Raw genomic sequence first — 19,423 nt, forward strand, 5'->3', positions numbered from 1 at the left:
CAGGCTCGGGGACGGCGCAGGCTCGGGGACGGCGCAGGCCCGGGGACGGGCAGGCCCGGGGACGGCGCAGGCCCGGGGACGGCGCAGGCCCGGGGACGGCGCAGGCCCGGGGACGGCGCAGGCCCGGGGACGGCGCAGGCCCGGGGACGGATGGGGTTTCGGGCCGACGCCGGTCCCGGCGGGTGACGCCGGGACGGACGTGTACGGCTCACAGCAACAGCAGATCGTGCAGCGCCGCCATGAGGATCAGACACCCGATCACCGCAAGGAAGATCATCAGCGGTGGCTGGGAAAGGGCGAAGAGGCACCCGCGCGGCTCGTCCTCCTGCGGCGGGGCCTCGCTCTGTGTCGTATCCACCATCTCGCGGTGATGATGGACCACGGGGCGCCCTGTACGCGATCAACACACCTGTAAAGCGCGGGAGTCTGCGGAATTCGCACCGATTCGTTCGGCTCGCTCCGCGTCGTGAACGTTTTCGGACGTACCGGGGCGGCCTGTGACGCCTCGCTCCGTCAGAGCCGGGTCATATGCCGTGCTTCTTGAGGATGGCCTCGATGTCGCTGAAGTCCTCGCCGGACCCGGAACCGGAACCGGTGGCGGCGGGCGGGGTGGCGGCACGGGGCGTGCGACCGCTGCCCCGGCCGAGGGAGGGTGCCGAGGCGGCCGGGGCCACCGGGGTGGCCTCGTCGCCGCGTATCGCGCCCTTCCCGGTACGGCCTCGCCTGCGCTCGACCGCGCGGGTGAGCGTGAAGAGCACCACGGACAGCGCCAGGACGCCGAAGCCCGCCCAGGCGAGGGGGCTGAAGGCCGTACGGGCGAGCCAGCCCACGACACCGGTCATCACCAGGCCGACCGGCACCAGCGAGTAGGCCACGACACGGGCGGCCGTGAGGAAGCGCTTGCGGTAGGCGGTGACCGCGGCGATGCCCAGGCCCGCCGCGGACACGGCGGAGCAGATGGTCTCGGCAAGCATCCGGTCCTCCAGACGGGCGCGGCCGGCACGGTGCCGGCGTCACGGTGACACGAGGCGCGCGGTGCGCTTCGTCCCTTCCATCCTGCCTCGCCCGGCACCCGCGACGCCATGCCCGGGCCCTCACATCAGGGAGATCTCGGGGTCGGCACCGGAGATCTCTCGGGGTGGGGGGTGCGACGCGAGCGCCCGTCGGGGCCGTCCCACCGGATGGGGACGCCCGGGGGCCGCCTGGAAGACTGGGGCGCATGAACGACTCCTCCCCCGCGCCCGTCGAGCCCGTCGTCCTCGATGTCTGGTGCGAACTCCAGTGCCCCGACTGCCGCAGCGCCCTGGACGACGTCCGCGCCCTGCGGGCCCGCTACGGCGACCGGCTCGATGTGCGGCTGCGGCACTTTCCGCTGGAGAAGCACAAGCACGCCTTCGCCGCCGCGCAGGCCGCCGAGGAGGCGGTGGAGCAGGGGCAGGGGTGGCCGTACGTCCAGGCCGTGCTCGGGCGGGTCGAGGAGCTGGACCGCCGGGGCGAGGAGCTGCTGGTCGAGGTCGCCCGTGAACTCGGCCTGGACGCCGAGGAGTTCGACACCGCGCTGATCGACGGCAGGCACATCCTGATCGTCGACGCGGACCAGGCCGAGGGCAAGGCGATCGGGGTCACCGGCACCCCGACCTATGTCATCGGCGGCGAGCGTCTGGACGGCGGCAAGAGCCAGGAGGGGCTGCGCGGGCGGATCGAGGAGATCGCGGACCGGCTGCTGGCCGAGCGGGCCTGACCTCGCCCCCCCTCCCCTCCCCGGCCCGAGGCTTACGTCGCCCCCGGCCCCGGGGCCTACCGCAGGGGTTTGGCGAAGGAGCGTTCCGTCGTCTCGTAACCGAGCGACTCGTACAGCCGCTCGGCGGGGGTGTTGTCCGCGAACACGTTGAGTCCGAGACGGGTCCGGCCCGCGCCGATCGCCTGGCGTTCCGCCAGCAGCATGAGCGTCCGGCCGTGCCCGCGGCCTCGGTGGGCGGCGGCGGTCTCGACCTCGAAGACGTACGCGCCGGTGTCCCGCAGGGCCAGCCACAGGACGCCGACCCGTGTTCCCTCGTGTTCCAGGACGCTGAAGAGCATGCCCTCGGTCTCCGGGCCGCGTGGGAGCAGCGTCTCGTGGTCCCGGCGGGCCTTGGCGTGGGCCGCGGCCTCGGGGACGCCCCGCTCGATCCAGTCGCGGGCGTAGTCCTCGCGCGCGTGCTCCTGCCACGCGGCGAATTCGGCCGGGGTCATCGGCCGTGCGTGGCTGCCCGGCGGCAGTTCGGGCGGCGTGTCCCCCAGGGCTTTTTCCATGCTGCGGTTGCGCGGCGCATAGCCGAGGGCGGTGACGAGCCTGAGCGCCGCCTCCGCCCCGGCGGGGACCGCGGCCTCGATCTGGGTGCAGCCCCACCCGCGCGCCACCTCCTCCGCGGCGAGCGCGGCCACCGTGCCCCGGCCGCGCCGCCGGTCGGCCTCGTCCACGCGCAGCTCGGCGATGCGGGCGACCGAGGCACCCAGGAACGGTGAGGTGGCGAGGTGGATCTCCCCGACGGGACGTCCGTTCACGCACACCTCATAGCGGCGTGCGCGGGTTCCGTCGGGGTGCTGCTGAAGCGGCTCGGCCGGCCGCAGGGTCGTCGTCATCACCGGAGTTCTACCCGCTCAGGGGCGCCCGCCTCAGCCCATTTCCCGGCCGGTCCGTTGCCGGGCCCTGCGCCGACTGCCTTGCGGCGCTCAGGGGTTGGGGTTCTGCCGGGACCGCTCCTCGAAGATCCGCATCGCCTTGGCGGTCACCGGGCCCTGGACGCCGGGCAGTTCGCGGCCGTCGGCCCGGTGCACGGCCTGGACGTCGCGCAGGGTGGAGGTCAGGAAGACCTCCTCGGCACGCTCCAGGACGTCCAGCGGGAGGTCGGTCTCCTGGGCGCCGGTCCACTCCACGGTGAGGGCGCGGGTGATGCCCGCCAGGCAGCCGGAGGCGAGCGGCGGGGTGTGGACCTCGCCGTCGAGGACGACGAAGACGTTGGAGCCGGTGCCCTCGCAGAGCTGTCCGACCGTGTTGGCGAACAGCGCCTCGGACGCGCCCTGTTCGTGGGCGCGGGCCAGGGCGATCACGTTCTCGGCGTAGGAGGTGGACTTCACCCCGGCGAGTGCGCCGCGCTCGTTGCGGGTCCAGGGGACGGTGATCACGGCGGTGGAGTCGGGGCGGCGGGTGGTCTCGCCGAGGGCGACGAGCAGGGTGGGGCCGTGCTCGCCCCGGTCGGAGCCGAGCGGGCCGTGGCCGCCGGTGTAGGTGATGCGCAGTCGGCCGAGCGGCATCGGGTTGGCGTCGAGAACCGCCGCGCAGGCGCGGCGCACCTCGTCGTGGTCCGGGTCGGGCAGGCCGAGGCTGCGGGCCGAGCGGGTGAGCCGGTCGAGGTGGCGGGTGAGCGCGAAGGTCTGTCCGTCGACCGCCTTGACGGTCTCGAAGATGCCGTCGCCCACGGTGAGCCCGTGGTCGAAGACCGAGACGCGCGCGGAATCGGCGTCACGCAGTTCGCCGTCCAGCCAGATCCTCATGTCAGACCCTCTCCACTTTCCTGGTACTCCCCCGACGCTATCGCGAGCAGCCGGGATGCCTTCAGTTCGGTCTCGCGCCACTCCCCCTCGGGGTCGGACCCCCAGGTGATCCCGGCGCCCGCGCCGAAGCGGAGCACCCCGGCGGCCCGGTCGATCCAGAAGGTGCGGATGCCGACGGCCAGCTCGGCGGTGCCCCGGTCGGCGTCGACCCAGCCGATGCCGCCGCAGTAGGGGCCGCGCGGGGCGGGCTCCAGGGCCTCGATGATCCGCAGGGCGCTCGTCTTGGGGGCGCCGGTGACGGAGCCGGGCGGGAAGGCGGCGGCGAACAGGTCCGGCCAGCCCGCGCCGGGCCGCAGCTCGCCCCGGACGGTGGAGACCAGGTGGACGAGGCCGGGGTGCTTCTCCACCGCGCACAGGTCGGGCACGGTGACGGTGCCGGTCTCGCAGACGCGGCCGATGTCGTTGCGGACCAGGTCCACGATCATCACGTTCTCGGCGTAGTCCTTCTCCAGGAGGTCGGCCTCGGTGCGTCCGGTGCCCTTGATGGGGCCGGACTCGACGGTGCGCCCGGCGCGGCGCAGGAACAGCTCGGGCGAGGCGGTGGCGATCTCCACCCCGTGCTCCGGGAGCCGGACCGTTCCTCCGTGGGGGGCGGGGTTGCCCCGGGCGAGGAGGGCGGTGAGGGCGTCCACGTCGGCGTCGGGGGCGACGGGGGCGCTGAGGACGCGGCAGAGGTTGGCCTGGTAGACCTCGCCCGCTGCGATGTGTTCCCGGATACGGCGGACGGCGGCCGTGTAGGCGGCGTGGTCCAGGGAGGAGGTCCAGGCGTCCCGGGCGGGGGCGTGCCAGGCGCCGGGGCGCGGGGCGGGAACCGGCTCCTCCCGTACCTGCGCGAAGCGGGCGCAGGTCAGGCCGCCCTCGAAGTCCGCGACGACGGCCCAGAAGCCCTCGGAGTCCAGCGCGGCCGGGTCGCCGGTGACGTCCAGCAGGCCGGTGGCGACGCGGTCACCGAAGCGGGCCATAGGGGGGAGAACGGGAGGAAGGTGAGGCACGTGGCCGAGTCTAGGCGGGGCCCTGCGGGGGCGGTCAGGTGATGGTCCGGCGACGTCCGCCGGGGGCTCCGGGACGACCGTGACCACGCCCTTCGCCGGGTGCACCGCAGCACGCTGCGCAAACGCGTTTTTGTACTGGCCGAGGAATCCGCTAAAGTTCAACACGTCGCCGGGACGCGGAAGCGGACCGAAACGACAAGCGGACGTAGCTCAGTTGGTAGAGCGCAACCTTGCCAAGGTTGAGGTCGCGAGTTCGAGCCTCGTCGTCCGCTCGCAGGAAACAGGGGTCATCCCGATCCCCTACACTCCTGGTGGAGTGGCCGAGAGGCGAGGCAACGGCCTGCAAAGCCGTCTACACGGGTTCAAATCCCGTCTCCACCTCCAAGGACGATTAGCTCAGCGGGAGAGCGCTTCCCTGACACGGAAGAGGTCACTGGTTCAATCCCAGTATCGTCCACTGGATCTTCTCGAAGATCCGATCCCGCGCGATTAGCTCAGCGGGAGAGCGCTTCCCTGACACGGAAGAGGTCACTGGTTCAATCCCAGTATCGCGCACGCAGTGCCCATGATCCGCTCCATGGAGTGACATCGAGTGATCGTGGTCCCGAGGACGATTAGCTCAGCGGGAGAGCGCTTCCCTGACACGGAAGAGGTCACTGGTTCAATCCCAGTATCGTCCACACACCGGAAAGCCCCGGCCGTCTCGTACGGCCGGGGCTTTCTCGTCGCCCGGGTCAGCTGGAGAACAGCATGTGGCCGAAGCTCTTGTGGCGGCGGTGGCCGTAGTGACCGCCGTGACCCCCGTGGCCGCCGCCGTGCGGGGCGCCCCAGGCGGGGGCGGGCGGGGCGGCCGGGTACGCCTGCGGGGCCGGGGGCTGCGCCCACTGGGACTCCACGCGGGTCAGGGCCTCCAGCTCGCCGTAGTCGAGAAAGATGCCGCGGCAGCCGTCGCACTGCTCGATCTGGACGCCGTTGCGGTTGTAGGTGCGCATGGGCGCGTGACACTTCGGACACTGCATGGTCGGCTCAACTCCTCGCCGTAGGGTCCTGCTTGGTGTTTCCCCAGGACAGACTCCGTCCTGCCCCGGTCGGTTGCAGCCTATTCCGGGAAATCTCGGCTCAACCGGTCGGGGTCCGGCGGTCGTTACGGCTGGCCGGTCATGCGCGCGCAGGCGTCCACCACGGCCTGTTCGACCTCGTCGGGCGAACGGCCCGCGGTGAGCGCCTTGGTGAGCGCGAGGGCGGCGGTCTGCACGGTCAGGGCGCGGGCGGGCACGTCGAGTACGGGCCAGGGGTCGCCGTCGGGCGGTACGGCGGGGCCACCGGCGGCGCGGTAGGCGTCCAGGAAGCGGGTCCACTCCTCGGGCGGCAGCAGCCCGCAGGCGTACCAGGCGGCGGGGCGGGCGAGGTCCCAGGCGGGGCTGCCGACGCCGAGGTCGTCCACGTCGATCAGCCGCCAGGGGCCGTCGGGCGCGGGGTGCCGTACGAGCTGACCGAGGTGCAGATCGCCGTGGCAGAGGGCCGGGACGCCGGGTGCGGGGGCCTCGCCGCGTGCCCAGCCGGGCAGTGCGGCCCAGGCCCGCAGTACGGGTTGCGCGTCGGGGCAGGGAGCGGTCTCCAGGGCCTTCCTCAGCCGGGCCGTCGCGGCAGCCGCCTTGGCCGGTCCGCGCATCGGGGGCAACGGGCCGTCCAGGGGCGTGCGGTGGAGCCGGGCGAGGAGGGTGGCGGCGGCTTCCCAGGGGGCCGCGTCGGGGTCGTCACGGTCCACAGGGTCGCCGAGCGGCCAGTACGTGACGAGGCGGCCGTCCACGAGGACGGGAGCGGATGTGCGCGGGGCCAGCAGGACGTCCGGGAGGGCGGCGGCCACCGCGAGGCGCCGGGTGAGGTCGGCCGGGCCGGTGCCGGGGGCGTGGGCCTTCGCGACGGTGTCGCCGTGCCGGAGGACGGTGGCGTCGGGGCGGTCGGCGAGGAGCCCGGTGGGGCAGGCGCAGGGGGACGCGGTGCCGGGGTGGGCGGTGGCGGTGAGGTGGGCGGTCAGGGCGTCTGGGGTCACGGGGGCCTCGGGGCGGGGTGGCGGTGTGCGGCGAGGGTACGGGGGCGGGGGTGCCCTTGGCGTCCGGCGGCGGGAACCCGTCGCGCACACCTGCTGCGCGGAGCCCCACAGCCACACCCGGCGCCCGGAGCCCGCGCGCCCGTCGGTAGGGATCGCGCGCCCATTGCCGGGAGCCCGCACACGCACCCGTCGAGGGGAGCCGGTGCACCTGCGGGCCGGAGTCCGCGCGCCTATGGGCGGGGAACCCCGGCCCGCGCCCCCGTCCTCAGTTGCGCAGCATCATCACGAGCAGCACCACCAGGCCGATCAGGAGCGCGCCGCCCACCGAGGCCAGGGTGATCTTCGTCGCGCTGTACGGGCGTTCGCCGATGACCTCGCCGGTGCGGGCGTTGACCATCACCGGCCAGGTCCGGCCCGCGTGGACGTAGGTCAGGAACCAGACGGGCAGCAGGACCAGCTTGTAGGTGAGGGCGCGGTAGGAGGTGGACATCGAGAGGACCCGCTGCTCGTTGCCGCCGATGTCCCGCTTGCAGTCGGCGCGGATCACCGGGGCCATCCGTGCCTTCGCGGACTCGAGACCGGCCTCCGGTTCGACGTCGTAGCGGACGGTGCGGAAGCCCGCCAGGTACTCCTCCTGGTAGGGGACCGTCTCCGCCAGCGGCCAGGGGGCCAGCTTGTCCAGTTCCTTCTCCGGCACCTGGCCGCTGCCGGGCACCAGTACGTCGTCGAAGAACCGGTCGACCGTGCCGAACGCGGGCTGCCAGTTGGTGTGCCGTACCCGGCGGGTGCGGCCCTCGGAGTCCTCCTCCTCGACCCAGTAGTAGTCGCCGCGCTGGCCGGTGTAGCGGGTGCTGGTCTGTGCGTCGTACGTCCAGTGCGGCAGATAGCTGCCCCGGAAGGTCTCGGCCTCGGTGACCTTCTTCAGCTCGTCGGGCGCGAACCAGCGGGACTTCGTCCACTTCGCCAGTGCCGCGCGGGCCTGGTCGCGGCTGACCCCGAAGGGAAGGACCGCCTCGGGCACCACACGTTCGGTGCCGGAGGCGTCGGAGACCAACGAGGTGGCGCAGAAGGGGCACGTGTCGCTGAGCGTGTCGCTCTCGGTCACCGCGTGGCAGCCGGGGCAGGTGTACGTCTTCACCTGGTCCGGGGCGGTGGCCCGGTGGGGCAGCGCGGCCAGTTCCTCGATGGGGTGCTCGGTGACCTGCCGGGGTATCGGCGTGATGTCCTGCTCGTGCTTGCAGTAGGGGCAGCGCAGCGCGTACGTCCCGGGCGCGTACTCGCTGACCCCGCCGCACGCCTCGCACTGGAACGCCCGGTCGGGCGCGGGCGCGACGTCCTGGTCCGTCAACTCAGTTCTCCTTGTGGCCTGTTGCCGGAAGGTTCCGGGTTCAGCCCTGCGGGGGCAGCGGCGGCGGTACGTCGGCGAGCAGCGAGGCCAGCTCCGGGATCTGGTCCGCGGGCTGCCAGGCGGCCTGCCCGCTGCGCCAGACCAGGGTGGTCCGGGTCAGGTTCCCGGCCGCCACCTGTCCGGCCAGCGCGCTCTCGTCGTACGGGCCCTGCTGCTGTCCGCCGACGGCGAGGAACCAGCGCGGGGCGGTGGGCAGCGGCGGCGGGACATCGGCGGAGGCGGGGGCCGGGGCCGGGGCGGGCTGCGCCGGGGGCTGGGCCGCCGGGACCGGCGGGGCCGTCGTACCGGGCGTGCTCTGTGCGATCCGCTGGCCCAGTGCCATGCCCACGCCGAGGCCCACGGCGTCGCCGCCGGTGCCGGGGTTGGCGGCGGCGATCGTCATCGCGTCGGCGGCCTGGAGCTTGGCGTAGTCGTCCAGGTTGCCGGTGACGGCCATCCGGGAGCGGGTGTCGATCGCCGCCTCGACCTCCGGCGGGACGCTGATGTTCTCGATGTGGAACCGGGGGACGGCGATGCCGGTGGCGGCCAGCTCCAGGGTGAGGGATTCGGCCAGCTGCCGTCCGATGCCGTCCTGCCGGGTGGCGAGGTCGAGCAGGGGAACGCCGGCGGCACCCAGCGCGGGGCCCAGCTTGGAGACGATCAGCTGCCGCAGGTGCTCGCCGACCTCCTCGGTGCGGAACTGCGGGTCGGTGCCGACCAGTTCGCGCAGCAGCGCGGCGGCGTCCACCACCTGGGCGGCGAAGGTGCCGAAGGCGCGCACCCGGACCATGCCGAAGTCGGCGTCCCGCAGGATCACCGGGTTCTGGGTGCCCCACTTGAAGTCGGTGAACTGCCGGGTGGTGACGAAGTAGACCTCGGCCTTGAACGGCGACTCGAAGCCGTGCTTCCAGCCCTTCAGGGTGGACAGGACCGGCATGTTCTGGGTGGAGAGGGTGTGGGTGCCGGGCTGGTAGACGTCGGCCAGGCGCCCCTCGTTGACGAAGACGGCGACCTGCGACTCGCGCACCACGAGCCGGGCGCCCATCTTGATCTCGTTGCCGTGGCGCGGGAAGCGCCACACGATGGTGTCCCGGCTGTCGTCGGTCCACTCGATGATGTCGATGAACTCACCGCGGATACGGTCCATCAGCCCCACGACAATCCCCCACTCCCCCTGTTTCCGAAGGACCGCAGGTCCCGGGACGAAGGGCACCCCGGCGATCGAGCGATCAGCCGACAGTATGCCCATCACGGTGCACTCTGTCGTGGTCGGGGCCCGGGCAGCGCAATGCCGGCGCAGCTCCCCAGCTGCGCCGGCATTTCGTGCCGTCCGCCGCACCCCCGTCCCCACGGGGTTTCCAGGATGGATGGATGTGGCCCGGACCGCTCTTCCGGGTCTGGAGCGCTGGTCAGCGCCCCAGCATCGCACCCACGGACGACGCTTGTGTGGCCACCGTCTCCCACCCGTCGAAGACGAGGAGGAGCAGCAGTGCCAGGGGCAGGGCCATGAGGGTCGCCACCGCCGGGTGGCGGCGGCCCGTCCGGCGGGGGCCGGGCGTGGTGCGCCTCGGTGCCGTGTGGGCCATGATCCCTCCAGGCTTTCCCTGGTCGTGCTCGGTGGTTCTTGTGTGGTCGCGCTTGATGAGAGCGGCGGGTGTGTGACCTCGGGGGACGAGTACCGCACCCGCCGCTTGACCTCAAATGTAGGCGCGGGGCGAGGTCGGGGGCGTCATGCCCTCGTATCGAATGGCGGGCCTCCCGGAGGATGAGCCCTCCTCGGCGAAGTACTCCCCTGGGTGGAGACCTCGCTCCGGTTCTCGGGGTCTTCCCGGAGGGGTCGCCCGTTGTCCGGACCGGGAGGCCGCCGCACGGGTCGCTCTCCACCCACGGGTGGATACGTATGACTTCAGTCACTTTGACCTCCTCGCGGTGACCTGCACCCTCCGGGATCGGGACGGCGGGCGCGGTGGTGGACCGCCGGGGGCCGCCGGTCCCGCGCGGGGCGCCGTCGCCACCGGCGGGCTGCGCACCGGACCCCAACCCCCTTGTCTCATCGACTTGTTGACTTCCCGTGACCCTCAACAGGTCCGCAATTGACCGTCTGCTGACCGTGCTTCACCTGGTGTGGCCGTCCGCGCAATCCGTCGGTACCGGAGGGCGCGGCCTCTGCGCGCGGGCGGCCGTGGAAACGTAAGCTGGGCCCGTCACAGGGACCGGGCAGCGGGGATGAACATGGCGATGATGCGCCTGAGGCGCGAGGACCCGCGCGTCGTCGGCTCGTTCAGGCTTCACCGACGGCTCGGCGCGGGCGGGATGGGCGTGGTCTATCTCGGCTCCGACAAGAAGGGGCAGCGGGTCGCGCTGAAGGTGATCCGGCCCGATCTCGCGGAGGACCAGGAGTTCCGGTCGCGGTTCGCGCGCGAGGTGTCGGCGGCCCGGCGCATCCGGGGCGGCTGTACGGCGCGGCTGGTGGCGGCGGACCTGGAGGCGGAGCGCCCGTGGTTCGCGACGCAGTACGTGCCCGGCCCCTCCCTGCACGACAAGGTGGCCGACGAGGGCCCGCTGGTCGCGGCCGAGGCCGCGGCGATCGGGGCGGCGCTCTCGGAGGGACTGGTCGCCGTCCATGAGGCGGGCGTGGTCCACCGGGACCTGAAGCCGTCCAACATCCTGCTGTCCCCCAAGGGCCCCCGGATCATCGACTTCGGCATCGCCTGGGCCACGGGCGCCTCCACGCTCACGCACGTGGGCACGGCGGTGGGCTCCCCGGGCTTCCTGGCACCGGAGCAGGTGCGCGGCGCGGTGGTCACCCCGGCGACGGACGTGTTCTCGCTGGGGGCGACCCTGGCGTACGCCTCGACCGGTGACTCCCCCTTCGGACACGGCAGTTCCGAAGTGATGCTGTACCGCGTGGTGCACGAGGAGCCCCAGCTGCACGGCGTACCGGACGCGCTGGCCCCGCTGGTGCGGGCGTGCCTGGCCAAGGACCCGGACGACCGGCCGAGCACTCTCCAGCTGTCCCTGCGGCTGAAGGAGATCGCGGCGCGCGAGGCACAGGGCCTGGGCGACGTACGGCCGCCCGCGCCGCGCGTGGCGGAGGGCGACCGGGGTGCCGGGCGCCTGGTGGACACCTATCCGGACCCGCAGCGCACGGCCCAGGACCAGCAGCGCACCACCCAGCGGCGGCCCTCCCCCTCGGGCACGCCGCTGCCGCGCGGGGCCACACCCGCCCGGGGCGGGGCGCCTTCCCGGGGCGGGGCCCCCTCGCGGGGCGGCTCACGGCCGGGCGCGTCCCGGACGACCCCCGCGCCGCGTCCGCGTTCCACGGGCAACGGCCGCCCGGCCGGTCCCCGCAGCGGCGCCGGTCGTCCGGCGCCCCGCACCACGGGCACCCGGCTGCGCCCGGCCAACCCCCGGCTGCTGCGCCAGCGCCTGTTCGTCTTCGTGGTCGTGACCCTGCTCGTGGCCCTGGGCATCGCCCTGGCCCAGGGGTGCACGGGTCCGTCCCGGGGACTCGGCGGCAACGGCACCCGGCAGACGCACGCCCAGCCGAGGACGGGCGCGGAGGGCGACGGAGCGCGGGTGGCGGACGGGATGCCGGTCGAGCGGGGGTACGACCCGACGCCACGGCCCGAGGGGCCCTCGCCCTCCGCCGAGTAGACCGCCGGGCGGGGTGCTACGGCGTGCGGCAGGTCGCGTAGAACGCCACCGCCGAGGCCGCCGCCACGTTCAGCGAGTCGATGCCCGCCGACATCGGGATGCGGACCAGCTTGTCGGCCGCGTCCATGGCCGCCCGGGACAGGCCGTCGCCCTCGGTGCCCAGCATCAGGGCCAGCTTCTCGTGGTGCTCGGCGGCCAGTTCGTCCAGGGTGATGGAGTCCGGGCCCAGGCAGAGGGCCGCGATGACGAAGCCCGCGTCATGGAGCGTGCCCGCGTCCTGCGGCCAGGTGTCGAAGCGGGCGTAGGGCACCGAGAAGACAGCGCCCATGGAGACCTTGACCGCTCGCCGGTAGAGGGGATCGGCGCAGCGGGGGGTGAGGAGGACCGCGTCCACGCCCAGGGCCGCCGCGTTGCGGAAGGCGGCGCCGAGGTTGGCGTGGTCGACCATGTCCTCGAAGACGGCCACCCGGCGCGCGGGGGCCAGGACTTCGGCGGCCGTCGGCAGGGCCTTGCGGCCCATGGAGGCGAGGGCGCCCCGGTGGACGTGGTAGCCGGTGACGCGCTCGGCCAGTTCCGGGCTCACGCAGTAGACGGGGGCGGCGAGTTCGTCGATGACGTCCCGCATCACCTCGGCCCACTTGGGGGTGAGCAGCATGGAGCGCGTGTCGTAGCCCGCCGCCCGCGCCCGGCGGATCACCTTCTCGCCCTCCGCGATGAACAGCCCCTCGGCGGGCTCGCGCCTGCGGCGCAGCTCCACGTCGGTGAGGTTCGTGTAGTCGTGCAGACGGGGGTCGTCGGGGTCCGTGAGGGTGATGAGTTCGGCCACGGGAAGATGCTGCCTCGTTCTGGAGAGAGAAGGAAAAACGACGGTACGGGGTGCCCGCAGGCCCTCGGGCGTTCGTACGGCGGCTCAGGCGTCCGGCGTCGCCGGACCCACCGTGACCACCTCGCCGACCACGATCACCGCGGGCGGCTTCACCGCCTCGCGCCGTACCGTCTCCTCGACCGTCGCGAGCGTCGCGTCCACCCGGCGCTGAGCGGCGGTCGTGCCCTCCTGGATCAGGGCGACCGGGGTGTCGGGGGACTTGCCGTGGGCGATCAGGGTCTCGGCGATACGGCCCATTTTGTCGACGCCCATGAGGATCACCAGGGTGCCGGTGAGCTTGGCGAGCGAGGGCCAGTCGACCAGGGAGCGCTCGTCGTCGGGGGCGACATGACCGCTGACCACGGTGAACTCGTGCGCGACGCCCCGGTGCGTGACGGGTATCCCGGCCGCGCCCGGCACAGAGACCGAGCTGGTGATGCCGGGGACGACCGTGCAGGGGATGCCCGCCTCGGTGAGCGCCTGGACCTCCTCCATGCCCCGGCCGAAGACGAAGGGGTCGCCGCCCTTGAGCCGCACCACGGACTTGCCCTGCTTGGCGTGCTCGATCAGGGCGTTGTTGATGGCTTCCTGGGCCATGTACCGCCCGTAGGGGATCTTCGCCGCGTCGATCACCTCGACGTGCGGCGGGAGTTCGGCGAGCAGGTCGCGCGGGCCGAGCCGGTCGGCGATCACCACGTCGGCCTCCGCGAGCAGGCGCCGCCCGCGCACGGTGATCAGGTCCGGGTCGCCGGGGCCGCCGCCGACCAGGGCGACGCCGGGGGTGCGGGTGCGGTGGTGGGGGGCGACCAGGGTGCCGTCGCGCAGGCCCGCCACGACCGCGTCGCGCACGGCGGCGGTGTGCCGGGGGTCGCGGTCGCGCGCGGTGGTGGTGAGGACGGCGACCGTCACGCCCTCGCTGGTCCCGGTGGCCGGGGTCCAGGCGGTGGCCGCGTCGGCGTCGTCGGAGCGTACGCACCACACGCGCTCGTGCTCGGCCTCCGCGGAGGCGGTGGCGTTGGCGAGCGGGTCGCTGGTGGCGATCAGGGCGTACCAGGCGCCGTGCAGATCGCCCTCGGCGTACGGCCGCCGCTCCCAGGTGATCTCGCCCGCGTCCGCCATCGCCTCCACGGAGGGCGTCGCCTCGGGCGAGACCAGCAGCACGTCCGCGCCCGCCGCGATCAGCGCGGGCAGACGGCGCTGGGCGACCTGGCCGCCGCCGAGCACGACCACGCGGCGCCCGGCCAGGCGGAGTCCTACGGGGTAGGCGGGGTGTTCGGCCATGAGGTGCGGCTCCTCGTCCAGCTCTGCGGTCGGCGCGCTACGGCGGCGGAGCGGCCCTGACGTGCGGATTTTACGGCGCCGGGGCGGGGTGCGGCACGGGCGGTCCGGTGGGTGAACACCGGACCGCCCGTCTCGCGCGTACATGTGCCCACCGCACGGTGAGCGGTGGCCGCCTACTTCTCGGTGACGCCCGCCGAGTCGAACGTCGCCACCTCGTGCATCGCGCGCGCCGTGCTCTGCACCAGCGGCAGGGCGAGCAGCGCGCCCGTGCCCTCGCCCAGGCGCAGGTCGAGGTCGACCAGCGGGCGCAGGCCCAGCTTGTTGAGCGCGGCCACATGGCCGGGCTCGGCGCTGCGGTGCCCGGCGATGCAGGCGGCCAGCACCTCGGGGGCGATGGCGCGGGCCACGAGGGCCGCCGCTCCGGCGCTGACGCCGTCCAGGATCACCGGCGTACGCAGCGAGGCGCCGCCGAGCAGCAGGCCGACCATGGCCGCGTGCTCGAAGCCGCCGACGGCCGCGAGGACGCCGATCGGGTCGGCCGGGTCGGGCTGGTGGAGTTCCAGCGCGCGCCGGACCACCTCGGTCTTGCGGGCCAGCGTCTCGTCGTTGATGCCGGTGCCGCGCCCGGTGACCTCGGCCGGGTCGGCGCCGGTGAAGGCGGCGATCAGCGCGGCGGACGCGGTGGTGTTGGCGATGCCCATCTCACCGGTGAGCAGCGCCTTGTTCCCGGCCGCGACCAGGTCGCGGGCGGTCTCGATGCCGACCTCGATGGCGACCCTGGCCTCCTCGCGGGTCATCGCGGGTCCGGCGGTCATGTCGGAGGTGCCGCCCCGGATCTTGCGGGGCAGCAGACCGGGAGTGGCGGGCAGGTCGGCGACGACGCCGACGTCCACGACGCACACCTCGGCGCCGACCTGGCTCGCGAAGGCGTTGCAGACCGCGCCGCCGCCGAGGAAGTTGGCCACCATCTGGCCGGTGACCTCCTGCGGCCAGGGGGTGACGCCCTGGGCGTGCACCCCGTGGTCACCGGCGAAGATCGCGACGGCCGCGGGCTCCGGGATCGGCGGCGGGCACTGCCGGGAGAGACCGGACAGCTGCGCGGAGATGATCTCCAGCATGCCGAGCGCCCCGGCCGGCTTGGTCATGCGCTTCTGGCGCTCCCACGCCTCGCCGAGCGCCTTGGCGTCGAGCGGGCGGATCTGTGCGACGGTCTCGGCGAGCAGGTCGTGGGGTTCCTCTCCGGGCAGGGCGCGGCGCCCGTACGTCTCCTCGTGCACGACCCAGGACAGCGGGCGGCGCTTGGACCAGCCCGCCTGCATCAGCTCGGGCTCGTCCGGGAACTCGTCGACGTACCCGACGCACAGGTAGGCGACGACCTCCAGGTGCTCGGGCAGGCCGAGCGCGCGGACCATCTCCCGCTCGTCGAAGAAGCTGACCCAGCCGACGCCGAGGCCCTCGGCGCGGGCGGCGAGCCACAGGTTCTCGACCGCGAGCGCGGAGGAGTACGGCGCCATCTGCGGCTGGGTGTGCCGGCCGAGGGTGTGACGGCCGCCCCGCGTGGGGTCGGCGGTGACGACGATGTTCACCGGGGTGTCGAGGATGGCCTCGATCTTCATTTCCTTGAACTGCTTCGCCCGGCCCTTGGGCAGCGACTTGGCGTACGCCTCGCGCTGGCTCATGGCCAGGTCGTGCATCGCGCGCCGGGTCTCGGCGGACTTGATGACGACGAAGTCCCAGGGCTGCGAGTGGCCCACCGACGGGGCGGTGTGCGCGGCCTCCAGGACGCGCAGCAGCACCTCGTGCGGGATGGGGTCGCTGCGGAAGCCGTTGCGGATGTCGCGGCGCTCGCGGATCACCTTGAGCACGGCCTCGCGCTCGGCGTCGTTGTAGGCGGGGGCGGCGGGGCCCGCGGGTGCGGGTGCTTCCGCCACGGCGGTCGCGTCCTGCTCGTCCTGGTCGGCGGCCCGGGTGTCCAGGTCCTCCGCGCTCTGGACGAGGTCCGGCTCCTCGGTCAGCTGCTCGGGCAGCCTCAGCGGCTGCGGCGGGGTCGGCGCGAGGTGCGGCGCGGTGGGCACCTGACCGTCGACCGGCACGAACTGACCGAGCGTCTGGTCCGGGTGCGGCTCCAGCGGGACGGCGGAGGGCAGCGGGGTTGCCTCCGGCGGCGCGGCGGCTTCCGGCGGCGCGACGAGCTGGGGGCCCTGGGTGGGTACGGGGGCCTCGTCGGCGACGGGGGCGGGCTCGGCGGGGGCCGGGGTTTCGGCCTCGGCCTCGGCCTCGGGAGCCGGTACGGGCTCGGGCGCCTCGGGAGTCGCCTCGGCGGCGGCCGGTACGGCGGGCTCGGCCGGGGCGGCACCCTGCGGGTCCGCGTCGGCGGGTGTGGCCGCCTGGGGCTCCGGCTGGGCCGGGAGGGCGGCATCCGGGACCGTCGCCTCGGCCGGGGCCACAGCCTCCGGCTGGGCCGCGTCGGGCACGGGCACCTGGGCGGGGTCGGCCTCCACCGGAGCGGCGCCGAGGGGTTCGGCCTCCGCCGGGACGGCCGCCTGCGGGTCAGCTTCCGCCAGGGCGGCGACCTGCGGGTCGGCTCCCGCCAGGGCGCCCGCCTGCGGGTCAACTTCCGCCAGGACGGCCGCCTGCGGGTCGGCCTCCGCCAGGGCGGCGACCTGCGGGTCCGCGTCGGCAGGCGCGGGAGCCTGCGGCTCGGCCTCGGCGGCAGCCTGCGGCTGGGCCGGGTCGGGGACCGGGACCTGCGCGGGGTCGGCCGCAGCCGGGACGGCGGCGTGCGGGTCCGGTTCGGCCGGAGCGACGGCCTGCGGCTCCCCTTCGGCCGGAGCGACGGCGTGCAGGTCCGGTTCAGCCGGAGCAGCGGCGTGCGGCTCCCCTTCGGCCGGAGCGGCGGCCTGCTGGGCCGCGTCGGGCGCGGGGGCCTGTTCCGGGTCGGCCGTGACCACGAGGTCGGCCTGCGGGTCCGGCTCCACCGGAGCGGCGGCCTGGGCCGGGATGGCCGCAGCGGCCTCGGCGGCGACCGGCTCCGCAGCGGCCGACGCGGCCACCTCCGGCGTCGCGGGCTCGACCTGCTCGACCTGCTCCGCCGGGGCCCCCACCACGGCGACGGCCGGGGCCGCCTCCTGCGGCTCCTCGGCCGACGGAACCACGGCCTCGGGCTCCGGCGCCACGACCGCGCTCTCGGCCGGCGGAACCACAGCCTCCGTCACCACACCAGCCTCGGCAGGCACAGCTTCAGCGGCAGCGACCTCGTACACCCCGTCGTGGCCGTCCACCGGCTGGACCCCGTCGTGCGCGTGCACGACGCCGGTCGCCTGGGTGGCCATGCGGGCCATGGCGGCCTGGGCGGGGTCGGGAGCGGTGCCGGGGACCGGGCCAACCGTTTCGGCGGTGGGCGGCGACACGGCGGCGGCCACGTTCCACTGGCCCGTCCCCTGCGGAACGGCCTCGTGGAGGTGCGGTGCCTCCGCGTACTCGGGACCGGCCACGGGCTGGACGGGCTGCCGTACGGGCGCGCCCGCCGGGCCACGGTCGGCCAGCGAACGCACCGGGCTGGCGGAGGTGTCGGGGATCGGCGGGCCGAGGTGCAGCGGCCTGCGCGGCGGCTGCACCGACGGGCCGTGCGGGGCCGACAGGATGGGGGACGGCGTCACGGAGACGGGGCCCGCCTCGGGCAGCCGTACGCCGGTGAGGTCGACCTGCCCGCTGTCCCGGCCCGACGCCTCGTGCGCGCCCGGCTGGTGGACGGCCTCCACGACCGGTTCCGGTGCGGGCGGCGGCACTTCGTTGCCCCATGCGCCCTGGGCGCCCGGCAGCAGCAGGTCTTCATCCCCGGCGGGCGCCTCGGCGACGTAGGTGTAGCCGTGGGCGGGGGCGCCCGGCTGCTCCACCATGCCTGCGCTCTCCGGCTGTCCCTCGCCCGGGATCTGGCCGGTGTCGGTCATGCGTACCCCTCGCCCATCGCTTCAGTGCTCCTACGACCAGCTCACCCGGAACGGCGCACCGACCGCCCCGTAGTGAGAACGAGCGTCCGTGCCCGGCGGCACGAACGGCCGCCAGAAATGACGACAAAGCCATTCAGTGGCATGAAAACCGCCAGTGGCATTGTCCCGCTGTCGCGTCCTCGCGACAGCGTGATCCGCGACTGCCCGTTGTGGACTGCGCCACGTCGCGCGTCCTGTGGTGTCGTGGTACCCCACCCGCCCCCAAAACGGGCGTGCGTTCCGGACATTGGCGAACGAACTTCCGGTGCGCCGGTGCGGTACAACGATCGGCCAGCCTACCGCGCGCGGTACGACAACAGGATCACGGGGCGGGCGCGAGCTGCCCTTTCCGCCCCGGTACGCCCCTCGGGTCAGCGCGGGGTGTCGCGGCGGGGCAGTTCGCCCGTGAGCAGGAACGCGACGCTCCGCTCGGTCTCCGTCCAGGCGCGGGTGTCAAGTTCGACGGCCTGGAGGAGGGCGCACTCGACGCGGTAGCCGTGCTCGGTCAGGTCGCGGCCGACGAGTTCGGCCGCGTCACGGGTCGCGGCGTGGGTGACGATGCGCTGCGGGCGGCGGTCGGCCACCGCGGAGACCACGGCCGCTCCCCCGCCGCCGACGCGTACGACGTCGGGCTCGGGCAGGTTCTCCAGGGCGTGCGGGGCCTGGCCCTGGACGATCTGGAGCTGGACCCCGTGGGCGCGCGCGGCGGCGTCGGTGCGGGCGCAGGCGGCCGGGTCGTGGTCGACGGCGATGACGGCGGCTCCGGCGCGCGCGGCGTCCACGGCGAAGGCGCCCGCGCCGCAGCCGATGTCCCACACCAGGTCGCCCGTGCGGGGGCCCAGGCGCGCGAGTTGGGCGGCGCGCAGCAGTTCGGTCTCGCCCTCGCCGAGGCCGCCGCCGTACGCCGCGTCGGGCTGGGTCCAGCCGCGCGGGCCGACGGCGGGGTCGCGCCCGGCGAGCCAGCCGCCGCCCTCGACGGCGCCGGGGTGGCCGCCGATGACGATGACGACGTTGGGGTCGCGCCAGGTGTGGTCGGCGGCCTTGTCGGAGGTGAGGACGCTGACGCGTTCGTTCTCGGTGCCCAGTTCCTCGCAGACGACGAAGGTGCGGTGCACTCCGTCGAGGAGCAGGCCGAGTTCGGCGGGTCCGGCGCCGGGCGCGGTGAGGACGGCGACCTTGGGGTGGGCGCGGCAGACGTTGACGGCCCGGCGCAGGGTGCGCGGGTGGGCGACGACGACCTGGGCGTCGTCCCAGGGCATCCCGGCGCGGGCGAAGGCGGCGGCGACGGAGGAGACGCCGGGGACGACCTCGACCTCCAGGCCGAACTGGGGGTCGCGCAGGGTGCGGACGACGCCGAAGAAGCCGGGGTCGCCGTCGGCGAGCACGGCGGCGGTGCCGCGGTGGGCGGCGATGCGGCGGGCGGCCAGGGTGAGGCTGCCGAGCCGGACGCGTTCGGCGGTGGGCGGGATCTCGGGCAGTGCCAGGTGGTGGGCGGCGCCCGCGACGAGCGTGGCGGCGCCGAGGGCGCCGCGTGCCGCCTCGGTCAGCGGCGAGCCGTCCCAGCCGATCACCGTGACCCGGTCGGCCATCGTCGTCAGTCTCCAG

At 74.3% G+C, this 19,423-nt stretch carries 16 protein-coding genes and 5 tRNA genes; 7 read left to right on the forward strand and 14 right to left on the reverse strand.

Annotation, left to right across the window (positions count from 1 at the left end):
* Positions 1 to 208: 208 nt before the first annotated feature.
* Entirely contained in the window at positions 209 to 361 is a 153-nt protein-coding gene (locus B079_RS35610; protein WP_199587679.1) for a hypothetical protein, read from the reverse strand.
* Positions 362 to 524: 163 nt separating this feature from the next.
* Positions 525 to 974: a hypothetical protein gene (locus tag B079_RS0127420; RefSeq protein ID WP_018549053.1), complete on the reverse strand. Its 450-nt coding sequence runs from the start codon at positions 972 to 974 to the stop codon at positions 525 to 527.
* 245 nt (positions 975 to 1,219) lie between these two features.
* Between B079_RS0127420 and B079_RS0127425 the strand changes: the two genes are divergently transcribed.
* On the forward strand, positions 1,220 to 1,741 hold the full coding sequence (locus B079_RS0127425) for a DsbA family protein (RefSeq protein WP_018549054.1): 522 nt from the start codon (positions 1,220 to 1,222) through the stop codon (positions 1,739 to 1,741).
* 56 nt (positions 1,742 to 1,797) lie between these two features.
* Here B079_RS0127425 and B079_RS0127430 read toward each other — a convergent pair whose 3' ends face one another.
* From B079_RS0127430 to B079_RS0127440, 3 genes are all read right to left on the reverse strand, one after another.
* A complete protein-coding gene (locus tag B079_RS0127430) occupies positions 1,798 to 2,622 on the reverse strand; it encodes a GNAT family N-acetyltransferase (protein WP_018549055.1) in 825 nt (274 codons plus the stop codon).
* Positions 2,623 to 2,712: 90 nt separating this feature from the next.
* The gene (locus tag B079_RS0127435) at positions 2,713 to 3,534 is read right to left on the reverse strand and encodes an aminotransferase class IV (protein ID WP_018549056.1); all 822 of its coding nucleotides are present in this window, start codon (positions 3,532 to 3,534) and stop codon (positions 2,713 to 2,715) included.
* Positions 3,531 to 4,556, reverse strand: coding sequence for a chorismate-binding protein (locus tag B079_RS0127440; protein WP_018549057.1), 1,026 nt, complete (start codon positions 4,554 to 4,556; stop codon positions 3,531 to 3,533). Before B079_RS0127440 ends, B079_RS0127435 begins: the two co-directional genes overlap by 4 nt.
* A 229-nt stretch (positions 4,557 to 4,785) precedes the next feature.
* Here B079_RS0127440 and B079_RS0127445 point away from each other — a divergent pair.
* From B079_RS0127445 to B079_RS0127465, 5 genes are all read left to right on the forward strand, one after another.
* Positions 4,786 to 4,858, forward strand: a tRNA-Gly gene (locus tag B079_RS0127445).
* Positions 4,859 to 4,896: 38 nt separating this feature from the next.
* Positions 4,897 to 4,970, forward strand: a tRNA-Cys gene (locus B079_RS0127450).
* Between the two features lies 1 nt (position 4,971).
* A tRNA-Val gene (locus B079_RS0127455) sits at positions 4,972 to 5,043 on the forward strand.
* Between the two features lie 26 nt (positions 5,044 to 5,069).
* Positions 5,070 to 5,141: transfer RNA gene (locus B079_RS0127460), tRNA-Val, on the forward strand.
* A gap of 53 nt (positions 5,142 to 5,194) precedes the next feature.
* Positions 5,195 to 5,266: transfer RNA gene (locus tag B079_RS0127465), tRNA-Val, on the forward strand.
* A gap of 54 nt (positions 5,267 to 5,320) precedes the next feature.
* Here B079_RS0127465 and B079_RS0127470 read toward each other — a convergent pair.
* From B079_RS0127470 to B079_RS34735, 5 genes are all read right to left on the reverse strand, one after another.
* Positions 5,321 to 5,605, reverse strand: a complete 285-nt coding sequence (locus B079_RS0127470; protein ID WP_078496105.1) for a zf-TFIIB domain-containing protein — start codon at positions 5,603 to 5,605, stop codon at positions 5,321 to 5,323.
* 125 nt (positions 5,606 to 5,730) lie between these two features.
* Positions 5,731 to 6,639 (reverse strand): phosphotransferase family protein, encoded by a 909-nt coding sequence (locus tag B079_RS0127475; protein ID WP_018549059.1) that lies wholly within the window; start codon positions 6,637 to 6,639, stop codon positions 5,731 to 5,733.
* Between the two features lie 265 nt (positions 6,640 to 6,904).
* On the reverse strand, positions 6,905 to 7,987 hold the full coding sequence (locus B079_RS0127480) for a hypothetical protein (RefSeq protein WP_018549060.1): 1,083 nt from the start codon (positions 7,985 to 7,987) through the stop codon (positions 6,905 to 6,907).
* A 40-nt stretch (positions 7,988 to 8,027) separates the two neighbouring features.
* A complete protein-coding gene (locus B079_RS0127485; protein WP_018549061.1) occupies positions 8,028 to 9,182 on the reverse strand; it encodes an SPFH domain-containing protein in 1,155 nt (384 codons plus the stop codon).
* 253 nt (positions 9,183 to 9,435) lie between these two features.
* Positions 9,436 to 9,612, reverse strand: coding sequence for a hypothetical protein (locus tag B079_RS34735; RefSeq protein ID WP_018549062.1), 177 nt, complete (start codon positions 9,610 to 9,612; stop codon positions 9,436 to 9,438).
* Positions 9,613 to 10,252: 640 nt separating this feature from the next.
* Here B079_RS34735 and B079_RS32855 point away from each other — a divergent pair.
* Entirely contained in the window at positions 10,253 to 11,683 is a 1,431-nt protein-coding gene (locus tag B079_RS32855; RefSeq protein WP_018549063.1) for a serine/threonine-protein kinase, read from the forward strand.
* A 16-nt stretch (positions 11,684 to 11,699) separates the two neighbouring features.
* Here B079_RS32855 and B079_RS0127500 read toward each other — a convergent pair whose 3' ends face one another.
* The 4 genes from B079_RS0127500 to cbiE all read right to left on the reverse strand — a co-directional run bounded on the left by B079_RS0127500 (position 11,700) and on the right by cbiE (position 19,407).
* Positions 11,700 to 12,509 (reverse strand): TrmH family RNA methyltransferase, encoded by an 810-nt coding sequence (locus B079_RS0127500; protein WP_018549064.1) that lies wholly within the window; start codon positions 12,507 to 12,509, stop codon positions 11,700 to 11,702.
* 84 nt (positions 12,510 to 12,593) lie between these two features.
* Positions 12,594 to 13,829, reverse strand: a complete 1,236-nt coding sequence (cobA, locus tag B079_RS0127505; protein ID WP_018549065.1) for a uroporphyrinogen-III C-methyltransferase — start codon at positions 13,827 to 13,829, stop codon at positions 12,594 to 12,596.
* 173 nt (positions 13,830 to 14,002) lie between these two features.
* Complete coding sequence (gene cobT, locus B079_RS0127510; protein ID WP_018549066.1) at positions 14,003 to 17,779, reverse strand: nicotinate-nucleotide--dimethylbenzimidazole phosphoribosyltransferase; 3,777 nt, start codon at positions 17,777 to 17,779, stop codon at positions 14,003 to 14,005.
* A 410-nt stretch (positions 17,780 to 18,189) separates the two neighbouring features.
* On the reverse strand, positions 18,190 to 19,407 hold the full coding sequence (cbiE, locus tag B079_RS0127515; RefSeq protein WP_018549067.1) for a precorrin-6y C5,15-methyltransferase (decarboxylating) subunit CbiE: 1,218 nt from the start codon (positions 19,405 to 19,407) through the stop codon (positions 18,190 to 18,192).
* Between the last annotated feature and the right edge of the window lie 16 nt (positions 19,408 to 19,423).

Origin of the sequence: Streptomyces sp. LaPpAH-108 (assembly GCF_000373625.1) — a bacterium.
In the GTDB taxonomy this organism is placed as follows: domain Bacteria; phylum Actinomycetota; class Actinomycetes; order Streptomycetales; family Streptomycetaceae; genus Streptomyces.